Source organism: Acinetobacter sp. C32I (assembly GCF_023702715.1).
Lineage (GTDB): Bacteria > Pseudomonadota > Gammaproteobacteria > Pseudomonadales > Moraxellaceae > Acinetobacter.
In genome coordinates, this window is sequence record NZ_CP098480.1 from 2,137,995 (window position 1) to 2,154,666 (window position 16,672).

The 16,672-nt window shown below is 39.5% G+C and carries 16 protein-coding genes; 7 read left to right on the plus strand and 9 right to left on the minus strand.

The window, feature by feature from the left end:
- Window positions 1-29 precede the first annotated feature (29 nt).
- The 3 genes from NDN13_RS10270 to NDN13_RS10280 form a co-directional block, all read right to left on the minus strand.
- Window positions 30-2,987, minus strand: a complete 2,958-nt coding sequence (locus NDN13_RS10270; RefSeq protein WP_251115401.1) for a two-partner secretion domain-containing protein — start codon at window positions 2,985-2,987, stop codon at window positions 30-32.
- 356 nt (window positions 2,988-3,343) lie between these two features.
- Window positions 3,344-3,913, minus strand: coding sequence for a dCTP deaminase (dcd, locus tag NDN13_RS10275; RefSeq protein WP_003653416.1), 570 nt, complete (start codon window positions 3,911-3,913; stop codon window positions 3,344-3,346).
- A 132-nt stretch (window positions 3,914-4,045) separates the two neighbouring features.
- A complete protein-coding gene (locus NDN13_RS10280) occupies window positions 4,046-4,639 on the minus strand; it encodes a LysE family translocator (RefSeq protein WP_251115402.1) in 594 nt (197 codons plus the stop codon).
- A gap of 316 nt (window positions 4,640-4,955) precedes the next feature.
- On the opposite strand from NDN13_RS10280, the gene NDN13_RS10285 reads away from it, so the two are divergent.
- Complete coding sequence (locus NDN13_RS10285; RefSeq protein WP_032858878.1) at window positions 4,956-5,513, plus strand: DUF2062 domain-containing protein; 558 nt, start codon at window positions 4,956-4,958, stop codon at window positions 5,511-5,513.
- 24 nt (window positions 5,514-5,537) lie between these two features.
- On the opposite strand, the gene NDN13_RS10290 is transcribed toward NDN13_RS10285, so the two are convergent.
- Together NDN13_RS10290 and apbC are read right to left on the minus strand one after the other, a co-directional pair.
- The gene (locus tag NDN13_RS10290) at window positions 5,538-6,413 is read right to left on the minus strand and encodes a 5'-methylthioadenosine/S-adenosylhomocysteine nucleosidase (RefSeq protein WP_251115403.1); all 876 of its coding nucleotides are present in this window, start codon (window positions 6,411-6,413) and stop codon (window positions 5,538-5,540) included.
- A 145-nt stretch (window positions 6,414-6,558) separates the two neighbouring features.
- Window positions 6,559-7,788: an iron-sulfur cluster carrier protein ApbC gene (gene apbC, locus NDN13_RS10295; protein WP_251115404.1), complete on the minus strand. Its 1,230-nt coding sequence runs from the start codon at window positions 7,786-7,788 to the stop codon at window positions 6,559-6,561.
- 264 nt (window positions 7,789-8,052) lie between these two features.
- On the opposite strand from apbC, the gene NDN13_RS10300 reads away from it, so the two are divergent.
- Window positions 8,053-8,724 carry a hypothetical protein gene (locus NDN13_RS10300; protein ID WP_251115405.1) on the plus strand — a complete coding sequence of 224 codons (672 nt, stop codon included), beginning with the start codon at window positions 8,053-8,055 and terminating at the stop codon, window positions 8,722-8,724.
- 94 nt (window positions 8,725-8,818) lie between these two features.
- On the opposite strand, the gene NDN13_RS10305 is transcribed toward NDN13_RS10300, so the two are convergent.
- Together NDN13_RS10305 and NDN13_RS10310 are read right to left on the minus strand one after the other, a co-directional pair.
- Entirely contained in the window at window positions 8,819-9,268 is a 450-nt protein-coding gene (locus tag NDN13_RS10305; protein WP_251115406.1) for a hypothetical protein, read from the minus strand.
- A 187-nt stretch (window positions 9,269-9,455) separates the two neighbouring features.
- Window positions 9,456-9,992, minus strand: coding sequence for a GNAT family N-acetyltransferase (locus NDN13_RS10310; RefSeq protein WP_251115407.1), 537 nt, complete (start codon window positions 9,990-9,992; stop codon window positions 9,456-9,458).
- 109 nt (window positions 9,993-10,101) lie between these two features.
- On the opposite strand from NDN13_RS10310, the gene NDN13_RS10315 reads away from it, so the two are divergent.
- Both NDN13_RS10315 and NDN13_RS10320 read left to right on the plus strand, forming a co-directional pair.
- Window positions 10,102-10,599 carry a hypothetical protein gene (locus NDN13_RS10315; RefSeq protein WP_251115408.1) on the plus strand — a complete coding sequence of 166 codons (498 nt, stop codon included), beginning with the start codon at window positions 10,102-10,104 and terminating at the stop codon, window positions 10,597-10,599.
- Between the two features lie 72 nt (window positions 10,600-10,671).
- Window positions 10,672-11,130 carry a hypothetical protein gene (locus tag NDN13_RS10320; protein WP_251115409.1) on the plus strand — a complete coding sequence of 153 codons (459 nt, stop codon included), beginning with the start codon at window positions 10,672-10,674 and terminating at the stop codon, window positions 11,128-11,130.
- Here the strand turns inward: NDN13_RS10320 and NDN13_RS10325 are convergent.
- Complete coding sequence (locus NDN13_RS10325) at window positions 11,127-11,582, minus strand: hypothetical protein (protein WP_251115410.1); 456 nt, start codon at window positions 11,580-11,582, stop codon at window positions 11,127-11,129. The two genes, NDN13_RS10320 and NDN13_RS10325, sit on opposite strands and share 4 nt — an antisense overlap.
- A 204-nt stretch (window positions 11,583-11,786) precedes the next feature.
- On the opposite strand from NDN13_RS10325, the gene metG reads away from it, so the two are divergent.
- The 3 genes from metG to NDN13_RS10340 all read left to right on the plus strand — a co-directional run bounded on the left by metG (window position 11,787) and on the right by NDN13_RS10340 (window position 15,738).
- Window positions 11,787-13,844, plus strand: a complete 2,058-nt coding sequence (gene metG / locus NDN13_RS10330; protein WP_251115411.1) for a methionine--tRNA ligase — start codon at window positions 11,787-11,789, stop codon at window positions 13,842-13,844.
- 97 nt (window positions 13,845-13,941) lie between these two features.
- Window positions 13,942-14,631, plus strand: coding sequence for an SEL1-like repeat protein (locus NDN13_RS10335; RefSeq protein WP_251115412.1), 690 nt, complete (start codon window positions 13,942-13,944; stop codon window positions 14,629-14,631).
- A 129-nt stretch (window positions 14,632-14,760) separates the two neighbouring features.
- Window positions 14,761-15,738 carry an MBL fold metallo-hydrolase gene (locus tag NDN13_RS10340; RefSeq protein ID WP_251115413.1) on the plus strand — a complete coding sequence of 326 codons (978 nt, stop codon included), beginning with the start codon at window positions 14,761-14,763 and terminating at the stop codon, window positions 15,736-15,738.
- 61 nt (window positions 15,739-15,799) lie between these two features.
- On the opposite strand, the gene NDN13_RS10345 is transcribed toward NDN13_RS10340, so the two are convergent.
- Window positions 15,800-16,423 (minus strand): LysE family translocator, encoded by a 624-nt coding sequence (locus NDN13_RS10345; protein WP_159413704.1) that lies wholly within the window; start codon window positions 16,421-16,423, stop codon window positions 15,800-15,802.
- Window positions 16,424-16,672: the final 249 nt, after the last annotated feature.

Below are 16,672 nucleotides of genomic sequence, written 5' to 3' on the forward strand. Positions count from 1 at the left end.
GTCTTATATCTTAATAATCTCTTTTAATCTTAATGATTATAGCGAAGCCATGGGGTTGTATTATCTTCATCAATCACCCATGTCGAGCTTGAGTTTGGATCCGAAGCATCGGCAATATCCCAACCTGAAAAAATCAGAATTTTTTGCAGTTCTGCTGTGGTTTTTCCAGTGCCGCCTGCACTACTAGATTGACCAGAAGTTTCGATATTCCAGTAACTATTAATGACTATACCATTAGCATAAGGGTCATCTCCAATGAGCCCCCCGACATGATTTACCCCAGTTACAGCTCCATTTGAATAACTATTTTCAACCGTTCCAATATTATATCCAATGAGCCCTCCAACTGAAGTTGCACCTTCAGTTATACTTGTTGAATATGAATTTGTAACAATACCATCATTTCGACCAACAAGCCCACCAACCGAAGATTCTCCTTTTACCTTTCCTCCAGACAAACTTTGTTGAATTATACTATTAGGTGTATTGTAACCAACTAGTCCTCCAACATATTGACTTTGGACAGCACTATTCCCAATCACATCACCAGTAGCATAACTATTATTAACATACAAACGCGATGTTTCAGAATTAGCTACAATCTGGCCCACTAAACCTCCCAACGCAGTTAGGCCACTTACATTTCCAGTTGCATAACTATGATCTATATAATAATTTTCATTTTGTCCTGGAGAATAAGCGAGCACTCCAGCTAAACCACCAGCACCAGCAAAAGCAAACTCTGGATGCCAGTTTCCATTGATATATGCCCCTGATAAAATATCGCCTGTCGCATAGCTATTATAAATTCCGACTGACTGACCAGCTAAGCCTCCCGCATATAAGCCAAATGTTACTCCAGTATTATCTTTGTCCCATTGTTCTGCTAATCGCGATAAATCAGAGAAAGTAATATCCCCAGTAGCATAACTGTCGTAAATTGGTAGAAGGCTCATTCCTACTAAACCTCCAACCCCCACAAAGCCTTTTACTTGCGCAGTTGAATAGCTTTGACTAATTTTACCTTGATTAACTTCAAAATACGGGACACCTGCTTGGCCAATCAAACCACCAGTCAATAACAGTCCATCCACACGACCTGTACTATAAGCATTTTTAATATCTCCCCCTAGATATAGTCCAGTTAAAGCACCAACATAAGCGAATCCATCCAAAGATATGTTAGTCAAACCTACATCTCTGAGCTCACTCTTATAGGTCACTCCAAATAAACCTTGTGGAATAGCTCCTAATTGATCAACACCTTCAGGTTTATGAATCGTTAAACCTTCTATCTGATGACCTAAACCATGAAAACCACCTTGAAAAGCGGGTACAGCTGAAGAGATTCCTTCACCTTGTAAATATTGGTAGACATCACTGACTTTCAGCTGCCCAATTGCCTCAAAGCCTTTACCATTATTCCAATTCACCGTATCAGACGCATCAATATTGCTACCTAAAGCATAGTTACCAGTCAGGTTATTTTGCATGCCCTGTAAGGTATTGCTACTTGTATCCCCCTCGACACCCAGGTCATTAATTACAATATATGATTTATCATTAATCACTAAATCAGGTGATGAACCGCTGATATTAATCTTGGCACCATTATTTAAGTTGTAATCCGAACCAGCTCCATAGTTCATGGCAAGCTTGGCTTTATCTCCACTTAAGTCCAAATCGCTATTAAAATTAATATCTTTAGTTGCGGTTAGTGTTAGTGCGGTATTGGCGTTCCAACTGCTTGCATCATTGAGATTAATATTGCCTTGGCCTTCTGCCGTACCAATCGCATTCAAGCTGACGTTACCTTTGTTTAAAGCATCACCCAAAGTGGTACTACTGACACTGCCACCAAAGAAATCGACATCAACATTTTTGGCTTTCAACTCCCAGCCACTGGTGGTCGGCGGTAAGCTGCTCGTACTATTTCGCTGTGTCGTGATATTGGTTCCTGAATTGATGTTTACCTCTGCCGCAGAGGTTTTAATCTGCCCACCATTACCACCGTTCGGGGCGGATGCATCGAGGGTACCGCTAACATTTACCTTACCGCTGCTTAAATCACTGCCGAGCTCAATCACACCGCGAACATTATTCACCGTTTGTGCTTGGATCACGCCAACACTATTCACCACCGCATTACTTAATTCATCAATGCCTTTTGCAGTAAGGATCACTTTACCGCCATCGGCTTGAATCATACCACCTGAGTTAATCAAGGCCTGTGCTTTACCTTGATTAATGGTGTAACCCAATAGGCTGCCATTATTTAGACTCAGGGTAATATCACCACCTGCTGCCAATAATACATTGCCCTGCGGTGCTTTGATCGTACCAGTCTGTTTTACTGTTGGGGCAATCAATGCCACTGTACCGCCTGTAGGTACCGTGATTTTGCCGCGGTTCTCAATGGTTTTGTTATTGCTAGTATTATTAAAATTAAAGAGATTATTATTAAAATCAGCATTACTCAGGTTTAAAGTCGATGCCACCAAACCCGCGGTATTCACCTGTGAGGTACTGCCAAATAGCACCCCATTCGGGTTAATAATAAACACTTGTCCATTGGCATTTAACTGACCATTTAAGTTGGATGCACTTGTACCTGTGACGCGGTTTAAGGTAATCGAGCTGCTATTCGGTTGCACGAAATTCACAATTTCATTGCTATTGGTGGAAAAGCTGCTCCAGTCAATTGCAGCTTTTGCGGTGGACTGGTTAATCGTGGTGGTGGTACCTGCGGTTGAAATGCTCGCTGTTCCAGAACTCACCACCCCACCTGTTGGTCCTGCAAATACAATACTTGCACTCAATACATTCACCGCAAACAACGCTGCTAGTTTTACTGTATGGGCAACTGAGCTTTTAGATTTGATTTTTGTTGTTGATTGCGTTGCAACAATGCCTCCTTTGGCCTTCTCACTCACGGCTTGCCAGCAAAGATGTGTTGCATTCCATACTACTTGATAGATTTTATTCACAATTATCCCACCTATTCTTAATATTTTTTAAAAAATTGCGGTTTATTTTTAACATATCTTTTTTATTATTTGATTAATTTATATATTTTCCTGACTAATGGTTAAAACTTTATCAAAGGATAAATAAATCACATGCTAGCAATTATCTGTATTTGACAGTATTAAATTGAAAAAAGTGAGAAGAATAAAGAGTTTTGCTTAGATTGATAAAATTTAATCGACTTTAAATAAGAAAATACTAAAACTCTAAAAATTATTATTCGTTAAAAGCGATAAGAATTATATTTAACTTTTACGGAGAGGGTATTAACCATTGACCCTTTGATCAATGGTTAAAAACTTAAAACGATTAAAAATTAGGTCTTTGGTAAAGTCACACCGGTTTGACCTTGATATTTACCACCACGGTCTTTATATGATGTTTCACATACTTCATCGCTTTCAAAGAACAACATTTGTGCAACACCTTCACCTGCATAAATACGCGCTGGCAAATTGGTTGTATTTGAGAACTCTAGGGTAACGTGACCTTCCCACTCTGGCTCTAACGGCGTTACATTCACAATGATACCGCAACGCGCATAAGTTGATTTACCCAAGCAAACCGTGAGGACATTTCGTGGAATACGGAAGTATTCAATGGTACGTGCTAGCGCAAATGAGTTTGGTGGAATGATACACACATCAGATTCGATATCGATAAAGCTTTTATCATCGAAGTTCTTTGGGTCAACAATCGCTGAATGGACGTTGGTAAACACCTTAAACTCACGTGCACAACGGACATCGTAGCCATAGCTCGATACCCCATAAGAAATCAACTTTTCTCCGTTTTCATCAAAACGAACTTGATTCTCTGCATAAGGTTCAATCATGCCGTGTTTTTCGCTCATTTCACGAATCCAACGATCAGATTTTATTGCCATGACTTTTTATCCATAGACGAAGTTAATAATTGGCGAGTACTTTAACGTAAAATGGTATCAATGAAAACAACAGCACTATCCTGTTATGTAGATAACGCTGTCAAAGTTATAAATTGATCAATGCTGACAAAGTTATAAATTGATCAATGCTGAATAGCTAATGGGGATGGCAAAAGCCATAAGTACTACAGATGCAGTGCGCTGTAATTTTGATTGAGACAACCATGCAACTTTATTCGTTGCTAACATTGCACCAACTGAAATCCAGAATAATGCAATTGGCAAAATCAAGCCGACAAAGGTGCTCATATGTGCCATATAAAGCTCTTGGCTTTTCCATACTGCAACAGGAAAAATCGCTGAAGCAAATAACAGTGCTTTAGGATTGAGCAAGGTCGCGCATAACAATTCTCTAGGTCGAATGGTCGGTTGATTTAAAGCCACTTCTTGGTTCGCAGTGCGCCATAATTTAATCGCAAGAAAGACGATATAACCCGCACTTAATAATTTCAGAAAAATCGGCAAGGCAGGCAAAGTCGCTGAGACTTTACCAATCAGCAGGCCCCATGCACTAATTGCAATGATATAGCCAATCGCTTCTGCAGGAATCAATAATAAAGATCGACGTAAACCGACCTGAATCCCCGAAGATGCCAATAAGGTATTGGTAGGGCCAGGCGTCAGCAGAATGGTAATGACTAAACCAATAAAGAACCATGAAATCATTGAATGACCTCACTAGAAGATCGTTTCAGATTAATCCAATTCCTAAACCATAGCAAAAAATTAACTGTAAACAGTTATGACCAAATATAACTTAAACAACTGTTTTATATTTACTTTATGGATTTCAAGTCAACTCTACTCAACAGTCACAGCATAAAAAGTGCCTATTTAAAATACAAGAAATGTAAGCTATTCGCCTGAGTCTTGTTTTTAGTGCAATAATGTTCAGCGCTATTTTAAGTTTTCACTAAGTAAATCGTGTTATTTTTTATACAATTTCCTGTTTATCTATTCTATTGGGTCTATTTCCGCATTTATGCCTAAGCAATTCTTTCACAAGTGGCTGCCTTCATCAGAGAAAGTCGCGAGCTTAAAGCTAATGAAAATTTTTGGTGATCGCGCCTTAAATCCATTGCTTTGGTATGTGAATCGTCGCTCAATTGCAAAAGCCATGTTTATTGGTACCTTCTGGGGTATTTTACCTGTTCCATTCCATAGTCTGTTTATTATTCTGACGGTGTTATTTTTTGAGGTAAATTTACCGATTGGCCTCTGTATGGCTTGGCTCACTAATCCTTTTACCGTGGTGCCAATTCTGTATTTAGGCTTTTGGTTTGGGACAAAAATTTATCATGTCAATATGATTAATAAAGAGATGCTACTTGGTGTTCTGCATCAAATTTTAAACTGGATTAAGAACTTTGGGCATGGTCATATTGATTTTAGTTTGGCCAAAATTCTAGTTTCAGGTCTAATCATTGAAGCTGTTTTATTTGCCATTTTATTTTATCTAGCGACTCACCTGATGTGGCGCTGGATCGTGATTCGAAGCTGGCGCAAACGAGAAAAACAACAGCGAGAAGAAACCATTTAAATGATTTCCTCTCGATCACATTAATTATTTAGCGTCCACTTTCGCCTTCATATATTGCTCAGCGACCTCAAGTGCATAGTCCTGACACGCTTCGCCTGTTGCAGGGTCATAGGCACCATTATTGGTAATATTATTCGATAAGATACGCACCCCAAGGAATGGTACTTTGAACTGTTGCGCAATTTGAGCCACCGATGCGGCTTCCATTTCTTCTACAGAGGTTCCGTATTTGGTATGGAAAAAGTTGATACGATCAAGTTCATTATTCCAGGTATCTGCTGAACCGATGGTGCCTTCAACCACTTGTCCTTTACTGTAATACACTTTAGCTTTATAAGCAGCGACCAATAACTCCTTATCCCCTTCGAATTTACGAATCGCAATCGGTTCTGGATCAGACTCATCTTCTGGTAATACGTCAAAGGCCTCATTCCATTCCAACGCATTTGAACCACCGCCAATCGGTTTATTTGGCGTTTTAAATGCACCAATATTGGTGGTGTATTTGCCTAATACAATATCAAACACCTTGAGGTCTGGATCATGTCCACCCGAGGTTCCCTGATTGATAATCGCAATCGGTTGATAATGCTGAATTGCAATGGCTGTCGCTGCGGCCGAGTTGCTCATGCCCATACGGGTTTTAGAGATCACCATTGGATAACCTTTATAGGTACCTTTCCAAAATTTCCAGCCACCAATGGTTTCAACACTGACATTTTCTAGTTTTGATGCCATTCGCTCTGATTCAACAGGCAATGCGCCTTGGATCACTATCGGCTGTAATTTTGCTTGTTCTTGAGGTTGAGTCGAATTTGAATTGCCGTCACCATTACATGCACCTAAAAATAGAGCCATACATACACTGGCAATACCGATAAAATATTTAACTTGCATCATTAACCTGTCTTAAAAAAGAAACCCTATACAAAGCAAGTAACGTACCTACTTTGCTGTTAAGGTGAGTTTTGAAATGGCCTAAATAAAAAGTGATTTGCTTTAGAAAGCAAAAACCCAACATCAGCATGTTGGGTTTTCTGTGTACTTAAAAAATACGTTTATCGTCTTTCTGGCGTTTTGGTAACTTATCCATTTGTTGCAATACGGCTTGTGCAATATTGAGATAACTGTCTGCGGCTGCATCCTTTGCGATCACACTTGGTGTGCCTTTATCTGCATGTTCACGAATTTTTGCATCTAAAGGTAAATGACCGAGCAAAGGAATATGATATTGCTCTGACAACTGATCACCGCCGCCTGTACCAAAGATTTGCTCTTCATGACCACAATTCGAGCAAATATGCGTCGACATATTTTCAATCACACCGAGTACAGGAATATTCACTTTATTAAATAATTCAATACCCTTGGTTGCATCCATCAACGCAACATTCTGTGGCGTGGTAACAATCACTGCACCTGTCACAGGAATACGTTGTGCCAGAGTCAGTTGGATATCGCCTGTGCCAGGTGGCATATCAATCACCAATACATCTAGATCAGGCCATAAAGTCTGATTGAATAACTGCATCAATGCACCAGTGGCTTTTGGACCACGCCATGCCACAGGCGTATTATGCGCACCAATTAAATGCCCAATCGACAGCACCGCCATACCATAAGCATCTAAGGGCACAAAGTGTTCATTTTCAATCTGCGGGGTTCTGCCCGCATTGCCCAACATGGTTGGGATACTTGGTCCGTAAATATCGGCATCCAAGACACCGACTTTTAAACCGAGTTGTTGTAATGCAAGTGCAAGGTTGACCGTGGTGGTAGATTTACCTACGCCGCCTTTACCCGAGGAAACTAAAATCACATTTTGGATACGCGGATGTGCAGCCACATCGCGTTGTTGTGGTGCAGCTTTTTGAATCGGAGGATTATTCGGATCAGCTTCCGCTTTAGGTGACGCATCCATCACAGGAGGTAAATTGCTGTTTTCTGCTTTTGGCTTTGATGAGCAACTATGACCTGCTTCACCATGCGCCGCATGTTTTTGTTGGATAATATGTAAGTTTAATTCTTGGATACCGCATTTTTCCAAGGCTTCAGCCAGTTCGTCATGAATCTGCTGTAAATGATCTTTTTCTTCAGGAAAGGTATTCACTGTAAGTTGTAAAATACGGCCTTGTACATTCACTTGGCTAATGCGTTCTTTGAGCGCATTGTCTGAATGTGGCAGTACATAATTTTGTAGAACTGTTTGAATCTCGTCTTCCTTCACTTCTTGTGCTGGTGAAAAAACAGATTTTAAGGAAGAAAGCCACGACATTTTGTTTACTCCAAAAACAGATCAACATTTCACTGAGTTTGGCTAGTTTAGCAGTATTGGAGAATTGACGCTCATATCAAAGCAGATAATTGCTCATTTTTTATAGCAACTTTTCTGCTTTAAATTTCAATCTTCAGCAACTGATACTTTTCACAGGAATGGGATATCTTGTTAAGCTGATCATATCGACCATGAAAAATATGGGATTACGCTTTCATCATATGCAGAGTCACATGATGTTTATGCTTCACTTGGGAGTATTCAATGACACGATATTATTTAGTGATATGTAGTTTATTTGCTTGCTTCCCGCTATTCGCTCAAGAATCGATTAATCCTGCTGTTTATCAATTGCCACCACAAACAGAAATTGTGGTAAATGAACAAACCCCTTCGTCTGAAATTAAGATATCAATTAGAATCAGCCCAGAAAAAAATGGATTAAAGATTCAATTATTTAAGACAAGCAACTCAGAGCGACTTAATCGGCATGCTTTAGCACTTGCGCAACAGATAAAGCCAGAGGATTTACCCACTCAGGAGGCTTCGGCAGAACAACGTGATCACAATAATCAACGCCTATTCTCAAACTACGAGCAAGTTTATTATTTTATTTCCATGCAAGATCAAGCTGTTATACAACGTATTCGACGGGTTGCATCACCGTCGTCCTTAACTGAAATGGCCTGTTTGCTTTTACAAAAAAGTGTTCCATTAGAAGGTGAATCGTTCAGATTGAATGTCAAACTCTACATCGATAAAGAAGGAAAAATACACCTCCAAGAAACTCAGCCATCCTTAGAAACAGCATTAATGAATCAGCTTTTCCCTGATCAAAAACGTACTCAGCCCTTTTATAAGATTTTCGATCTAGAACGCCAACAATACATTGATATGCCCATCAATCAACCAGTACGATTTATTTGCACGGCCTGATAGAAACCAATTTAAAAATATTCAAATAAAAATCCTCAAACATACGTTACATATGTTTGAGGAAGATCTTCAGTCGATCACTGGGTTAGCAAGCTTAACCTTTGAATTTATTGATGGTATCTGTTGCAGCTTTCTTTAAATCATCCAATTTATGGCTTGCTTGGGCTTTTAGATCATCAAACTTTGCAGCAGCTTCATCTTTCAATTCCGATGCTTTGGCTTTGGCATCATCCAGTTTATGGCCAGCTTCTTCTTTAAACTGATCAAACTTATCTTGAACTGCGTGTTGGGTATCTTCAAGTTTGGCTTTGATATCATCCACTTTAGATGAAACAGCCTCTTTACCTGCTGCATTTTGCTCAGAGACATCTTTCTTTAAATCATCAAGGGCTTTTTCACCTTTTAACTTAAGCTCCTCCGCGGAGTGTTTTAAGTCATCCACTGCTTTTTCACCTTGTAGCTGAGCTTCTTTTGCTTTGTATTTTAAGTCATTACCCAATTCTGCTGCTTGGTCTTTTAATTCATCAAGTTTTTCGTTTGTCATGATATTTCCTCACTATAGGTAAAAAACATATTGTTTGGATCAGTCTTAGTTATACCGTGTTTGAGGTTTTTTTTTGCCCATTGCTGCAAATTGAAACAAATGGGATACAGGAAGATTCAATTGATTGCGGATTGATAAAGCTTTTAATTTTTAGATATAAAAATCATATAAATGAATAACATCCCATTTATTCAACAAAATCAGATCGTAGAATCTCATACAGCACATGCCAGCTTAAAGGATGCTCTGAGGCTAAAGCGGGATGCTGAAAGTTAGACACTTTTTTCATCTGTAATTTTCGCATCACGGCTTGTGATTTGGCATTTTCCAAAGTGGTAAATGCAACAACTTTCTCCAGTTTCAATTGATCAAAAGCAAATGCAAGTGCCGCTTGGGCAGCTTCTGGTGCATAACCCTGCCCCCAATAGGCTTGATCGAGTCGCCATCCAATTTCCACACAAGGCGAAAATGAAAATTGTGTCGGTTGATCATGCAAACCAACAAAACCAATAAACTGTTGATTGTGCTTTAACTCAACCGCCCATAAGCCCCAGCCTTGTGCGTCGATAATTGATTTCATTTTATCGATCATGGCATCGCTTTCTGCTCGAGTCAGAAGTTTGGGGAAATACTCCATCACTTGTGGATTGGTCCCCATTGCGGCAAAGGATGCATAGTCCTCTACTTGCCATTGTCTTAAGCGTAATCGTGCAGTTTCGATCATTTTTACAACCAATAAATTTGTATTAAAAACTATTAACAATATAAGGAGATAGTTCGGATATACTTCCGCAATATCTCAATCATAGACCTCGTTGTCAGAATTACCTAATATGAATGAAAATGAACTCTTAGAAATTCAGCAGGAACTTCAAGCCCAAGAAAAACGTTTGAAGTATATTCTTTCAAGTAAAAGAAGAATCCAGAACATGATTCTTTCATTTGAAAAGGATCTTGCTGAACAGTTAATCCCAGTGATTGATCAACAGAGTGATGATAAAGCACCTGTTGAAAGCAGTCTGGCGCTTACGATCTGCTGGAAATTTTCTAAAGCTGAATTTCCTAAAACCGAACATTGGTGCAGTGAACTCAGTATTACTGAGCTTGAATTCACAGATGAATTTACGGTGGCATTAAAAGCACAAGCGTGGTTAGGAACTTTAGGCAGTGATGAACTTTGGCAGACGCCAATGTTTGCTGAAATTACCCTTGATCCGAAAACGGACGGCTTAAAGAGCTATCACATTCATTTCCTATCCAAAGGAAAGATTATCTCTTTAAGAAAAAATTCAAAGCACAGTGTCACAGTAAAACAAATGCAGAGTATGTAATCCTTCGGGATGCATACTTTTTTCTCAACTTAATAATCAAAAACTCATAGATAAAACGACTCAAAATCGAATATGAATAAAGAAGAACTTGCACTGCAAAAACAAGAAGATGAAAGGTATGTAAAGTGGTCAAAATATGTTTATTCCAGCAAAAGAAGAATTCAACGTAGAATCTTGGCTATAGAGCGTGATATTGCCCAAACTATTCTTCAATTCAAGACATATAAACAAAGCGAAGACTTAGAAACCTTGATTGCTTTTTTAAGTTGCTGGAAATTTTCTAAAGTAAATTTTGGTCAAAATACATTCTGGTGCGATACAGTCTATTTTAATGAATTCACAATTCAAGATGATCGTACGTTTACATTTAGTGGACATGCTTGGATTGGCTTTACTGAGAATACAGAGAAACAATGGCAAGTACCCTGTTCAGGTTATTTCACCATGAATGGACATCAAACTAAACTCAAAAGCTACGGTGTTTATTTCTACCACGAAACAAAAAAGCTTCAGTTAATTAAAAGTACTTAACTAAAAGCACTTTTATACTGTTTCTTGCACATCAACACATAACAACTATTTGCACTGATACAACCCACTGCAAGTACGGGCAAAACCGCAACAAAAATGAAAAGACTCACGGCCAATGTTTCAAAATCAAAGCCATTCACTTGATCTTCAAATAAAATCAGCAGCACTAAGCTTATCCACCCCGTAAAAAAGACCAGACTGACTTTTAGAAACTGCACCAAATCAAAAATTTTGCTGGGTAATTTCAATATTGATAAAACAATGACGTAAAAGAGAAAAGCAAGCACGATCAGAAATGGAGTGAGATATAGCATCACTTGCATCGCATTGCTGACCACATGCAATAAATGGTTTTGTTGAAAGTTTAAGAACAAACAATAGGGAATCACAAAACTAAAAACCGATGCCACACTTGCGCAAAAAGATGCGCAAAGCAAATGCCAAGACCTCATGATTATTTCCTTTCCTTATTGACCATGCAGCCATTATCGATAAAGGAAATGTGTTTTGATTGAAGTACAAGTGAAGCTTGCATGAAGTCGTGAAAATAGACCCATAATGCAGCTTGAAAAGATTTCACTGAATCCCTTGTGCAAGTCGGGGCCAAGTCATGTAAAATCATCTGCCTTGCAAATACGAATGAGAGAACAATATCCGTGCGTAAAATTTTAGTCACCAATGCCCTACCTTATGCCAATGGTCCTATCCATATGGGTCACTTACTCGGTTATATCCAAGCAGATATTTGGGTTCGTGCGATGCGTGCAATGGGCCATGATGTGACTTATGTATGTGCGGATGATGCTCACGGTACAGCAATCATGCTACGCGCTGAAGCCAACGGGATTAGCCCAGAACAACAAATTGCCAATGTTCAGAAAGAACATATCCGTGACTTTGATGGTTTTGGTGTACATTTCGATCACTATGATTCAACCAATAGTGACGAGAATAAAGCACGCTCAGAAGAGATTTATATTAAAAACCGTGAAGCAGGCAATATTGCGATTCGTCCTGTAACGCAGTTATTTGATCCTGAGAAAGGTATGTTCCTGTCTGACCGCTTCATTAAAGGCACATGCCCGAAATGTAAATCGGAAGATCAATACGGCGACGCTTGTGAAGTGTGTGGTACAACCTATAACGCCACCGAATTAGAAAATCCACGCTCTACCTTAAGCGGTGCGACACCTGTTGAGAAATCATCGGATCACTACTTCTTTAAATTGCCGAATTTCTCAGAATACTTACAGAAATGGACCCGTGACCAAGGTCGTTTGCCTGTTTCGATCGCTAACAAGCTAGACGAATGGTTTGAGGCGGGTTTATCGGATTGGGATATTTCGCGTGATGCGCCTTATTTCGGTTTTGAAATTCCAGATGCGCCAAACAAATATTTCTATGTATGGGTTGATGCACCGATTGGTTATATGTCGAGTTTTGAAAACTACATCAAAACTAAACGTCCAGATTTAAGCTTTGATGACTTCTGGAAAAAAGACAGCGATAAAGAAGTCTATCACTTCATCGGTAAAGACATTGTGTACTTCCATGCGCTGTTCTGGCCAGCAATGCTTGAAGGTGCAAACTACCGTACGCCATCAGGTTTATTCGTGAATGGTTTCTTGACGGTGAATGGTCAGAAGATGTCGAAATCTCGCGGTACATTCATCAAAGCTGAAACCTATTTAGAACATTTGAATCCTGAATATCTACGTTATTACTTTGCGTCTAAGCTTTCTGACAAAGTTGAAGATTCTGATTTAAACCTAGATGACTTCGTTCAAAAAGTGAATTCTGACCTTGTCGGTAAAGTGGTGAATATTGCCAGCCGTTGTGCAAAATTCATTAACACCAACTTCAATAATACTTTGTCGAATACATGTGCAGAGTCTGAACTGGTGCAAAGCTTTATTGATGCGGGTGATTCAATCGCACAAGCCTATGAAGCACGTGAATTCTCAGCTGCAATCCGTGAAATCATGGCGTTGGCTGACCGCGCGAATCAATATATCGATGAGAAAAAACCATGGGCACTTGCGAAGCAAGAAGGTCAGGAACAACAAGTTCATGATGTGTGTTCGGTGGGTATTAACCTATTCCGTCAACTTGCGATTTACTTGGCGCCTGTGTTGCCAACACTTGCAGCTCAAGTTCAAGCCTTCTTACAACTTGAAAGCTTTGACTTTGCATCACGTCAGCAGATCTTGGTTGGTCATGAAATTGCTCAATTCCAGCCATTGATGCAACGTGTTGATGCCAAAGCTGTTGCGGCAATGGTCGATGCATCTAAAGATTCTTTAGCTGCGGCGGCAGAAGCGCCAAAAGCAGAGAAGAAAAAAGAAAAGAAAGCCGAGAAGAAGCCTGAGCCGAAAGTAGGTGAAGCTGAAATTATCGGTATTGAAGACTTTATGAAGGTTGACCTTCGTGTTGCTCAAGTACTTGAGGCAGCAACCGTTGAAGGTTCTGATAAATTGCTTCAATTGACTTTGGATGTGGGTGAAGCTGAGCCGCGTAATGTGTTTAGTGGTATCCGTGAGTTTTATCAGCCAGAAGATCTAAAAGACAAATTGGTGGTGATGGTGGCTAACCTTGCACCGCGTAAGATGCGCTTTGGTATTTCTAACGGTATGGTACTTGCCGCAGGTAATGGCGAAGGTGTTTGGGTGATTTCACCTGAATCTGGCGCTAAACCAGGCGATAAAGTGTCTTAATATATAAAACTGATGTAAGGGTTTCTTCGGAAGCCCTTTTTTTATTTCTATAATTCAACCAAAATATTAAATGAACGATAAATACATTAGGTAAAACATGTTCCAGAAAATAATCACCGTCTTCTTTTTCAGCATTTTTTCTTTTCAAATTGCTTTAGCTCAGGAAATTCAATCTCAATTTAGCCCTCAAGTACAACAAGCTAAAGATCAAGTTCAACTAATATTCAATACTTTATTTCAATCGGATGACGAAAACCCAAATATAAAAGTTGATCCTACATTAAAACAGCTACTTTCAGAAAATAAGGAGGAGAAGGCAAAAGAATATATCGATCAACAACAAAACTTATTTTTAAAGCAAATGAATCGTTATATCAAACAAGGAGACCCAACTGCATCTGTTGCACTTTTAGAATTTGCTCTATTTTCACAAGATTCAGCGCTAAAAGAACAAATCGATCTTAAGCCAATTCAAAAGCTTTCCAATCAAAAGGATGCTTATGCAAGTTATTTGCTGGCGCAATACTATTCAACTACTGAACAATACATCCCCTTACTCGAAAAAGCAGGACAGCAAGGTTCTGTTGCTGCACAAATGACACTTGCAGATGAATATGGATTTCGACTGCCCGTTGAGCAGCAAGATGCCAAAAAAGCTGAGTTTTGGGCAAATAAAGCCAAACAGAATTTAGGTGAGGCGGCCTATACTGAGCAGAAGTGTGCACTGGCAAATTGTGATCTTGAAGAGTTTGAAATGGTGGATTTTTCCAAGATACCCCAGCAGTAAGGCCATACGGTAAGACTAGAACATCCCATAAAATCCGCTTACAAAAGCGGATTTTTTTCTGCGCTCAAACACCCCATTTTATTTGAATTCATGGTAAAAAAGTTTTTCTCTAATAAATTTAATGATTCTATGAAAAAAACAGCCCTCCTCCTTTCTATCTCATTCTTGAGCAGCTTCCCTTTACTTAGCCATGCAGAAACAAGCAAAACCCTGCCGATCATTGAACAACAAAAACAGGTTGCCGGCTACTATCAACACCAAGTCGGTGATGTACAAATTACCGCCCTGCTCGATGGCACTAACTTTATGTCACCAAGCTTGTTTAAAGATATTTCACCGCAACAAGTCCAGCAAATCTTAAAGAAATACTACGCCGATCAAGATAAAGGCGTACAGACCTCCATCAATGCTTTTCTCGTCAATACAGGAAAATCACTGGTTTTAGTCGATAGCGGTGCTGCCAGTTGTTTTGGTGCACATTTAGGCTCGATTCTAAAAAACCTCGAAGCTTCAGGCTATAAACCTGAACAAGTCGATACCATTTTACTCACCCATTTGCATCCAGACCATGTCTGTGGCATCAGCAAAGATGGCGTTGCTAACTTCCCTAATGCAACTGTGTATGTATCCAATGACGAAGCCAATTATTGGCTTGATCCAAAACAGGCTGCTAAGCTTCCTAAAGACAAACAAGCGGGTTATGAAGCAACCGTAAAGCACATTAAACAGGCCATTGCCCCGTACCAAGCCCAACAACGCTTTAAAACCTATAAACTCGGTGATGACATTCAAGGCTTTAAAGTCATTAACACGGCGGGACATACGCCTGGTCATTTTAGCTATGAATTAAAAAGCAAAGGTGAAAGCGTGGTGTTTATTGGCGATATCGTGCATTCACATACTGTGCAATTTGATCAACCTGAAACTGCGATTGAATATGATATTGATCCAAAACAAGCCGTCGCTACACGCTTAAAGCAGTTTGCTGATTTCGCCAAGAATGGACAAACCATTGCTGCTCCCCATTTACCTTTCCCAGGGATTGGGCATATTTATTCTGCTGATGGAAAAAGCTATCAATGGATTCCTGTGCATTTTAAAGATTAAGTTGCATGCACTGAGTCTAGGCAATAAAAAAGCGACCTTCTCGGTCGCTTTTTCTGCGCTATTATTTCATGCCAAAGATCAGCTTTAATCCCAGCAAGGTCATTACCCCACCCGCGATGCGATCAAATATCGATTTTGATTTTAGATAAACTTTACGTGGGCCTTCGGCTGACAATGCCACCGCAACCAACGAATACCAACCTGCATCAATAAAGAAGCACAGCATTGGCAACACCACATAGTAATAACTTGGAATGTCTTTCGGTAATAAGGCGGTAAAAATACTGGCAAGGATAATCGCAATCTTCGGATTACTGAGTTGAGTAATCAGCCCTAAACGAAAGGCTTGTGCATAACTCATCTGATTCACAGTGCCATTCACCGCTTCCATTGGTTCTTTAGCATGTTTGATAATTTTATAAGCCAGCCAAAGCAAGTACAGACCACCAAATATTTTTAGTGCGATATAAGCAGAAGGTACGGCTAATAAAATTGCCTGCAATCCCATCACAGCCAGCAAACCAAATAAAGCTGCACCGGTGCCTGTTCCCAAGGCGGTAAACAGTCCATGCTTGCGAGAAATCGCAATTGAGTTTTTAGCCACATAAATAAATGTAGGACCTGGGCTAATTGCACCCAACATTAACGCCAAAGCAATGGAGCCTAAAATCAATAACGATTCCAAGTGAAACCTCTAGATTAGAATAATTTTCAAATATTAATTTTACTGAAAAAGCATCGCCAGAAGATATAAAAATTTTGACTAATCTCAGCAATTTTGTGCGCTTTAATCAATAGAAGTTAATGAGAAAGTCTCAAGCTAGAGCAAAGACTCAATTTACAATGAATATCAAACACTTAAAAATAGCATATTCATCTTCATCATGGATCGAGTATCCGATTTTTCTATAAAACTAATTTTATGATCAAAATT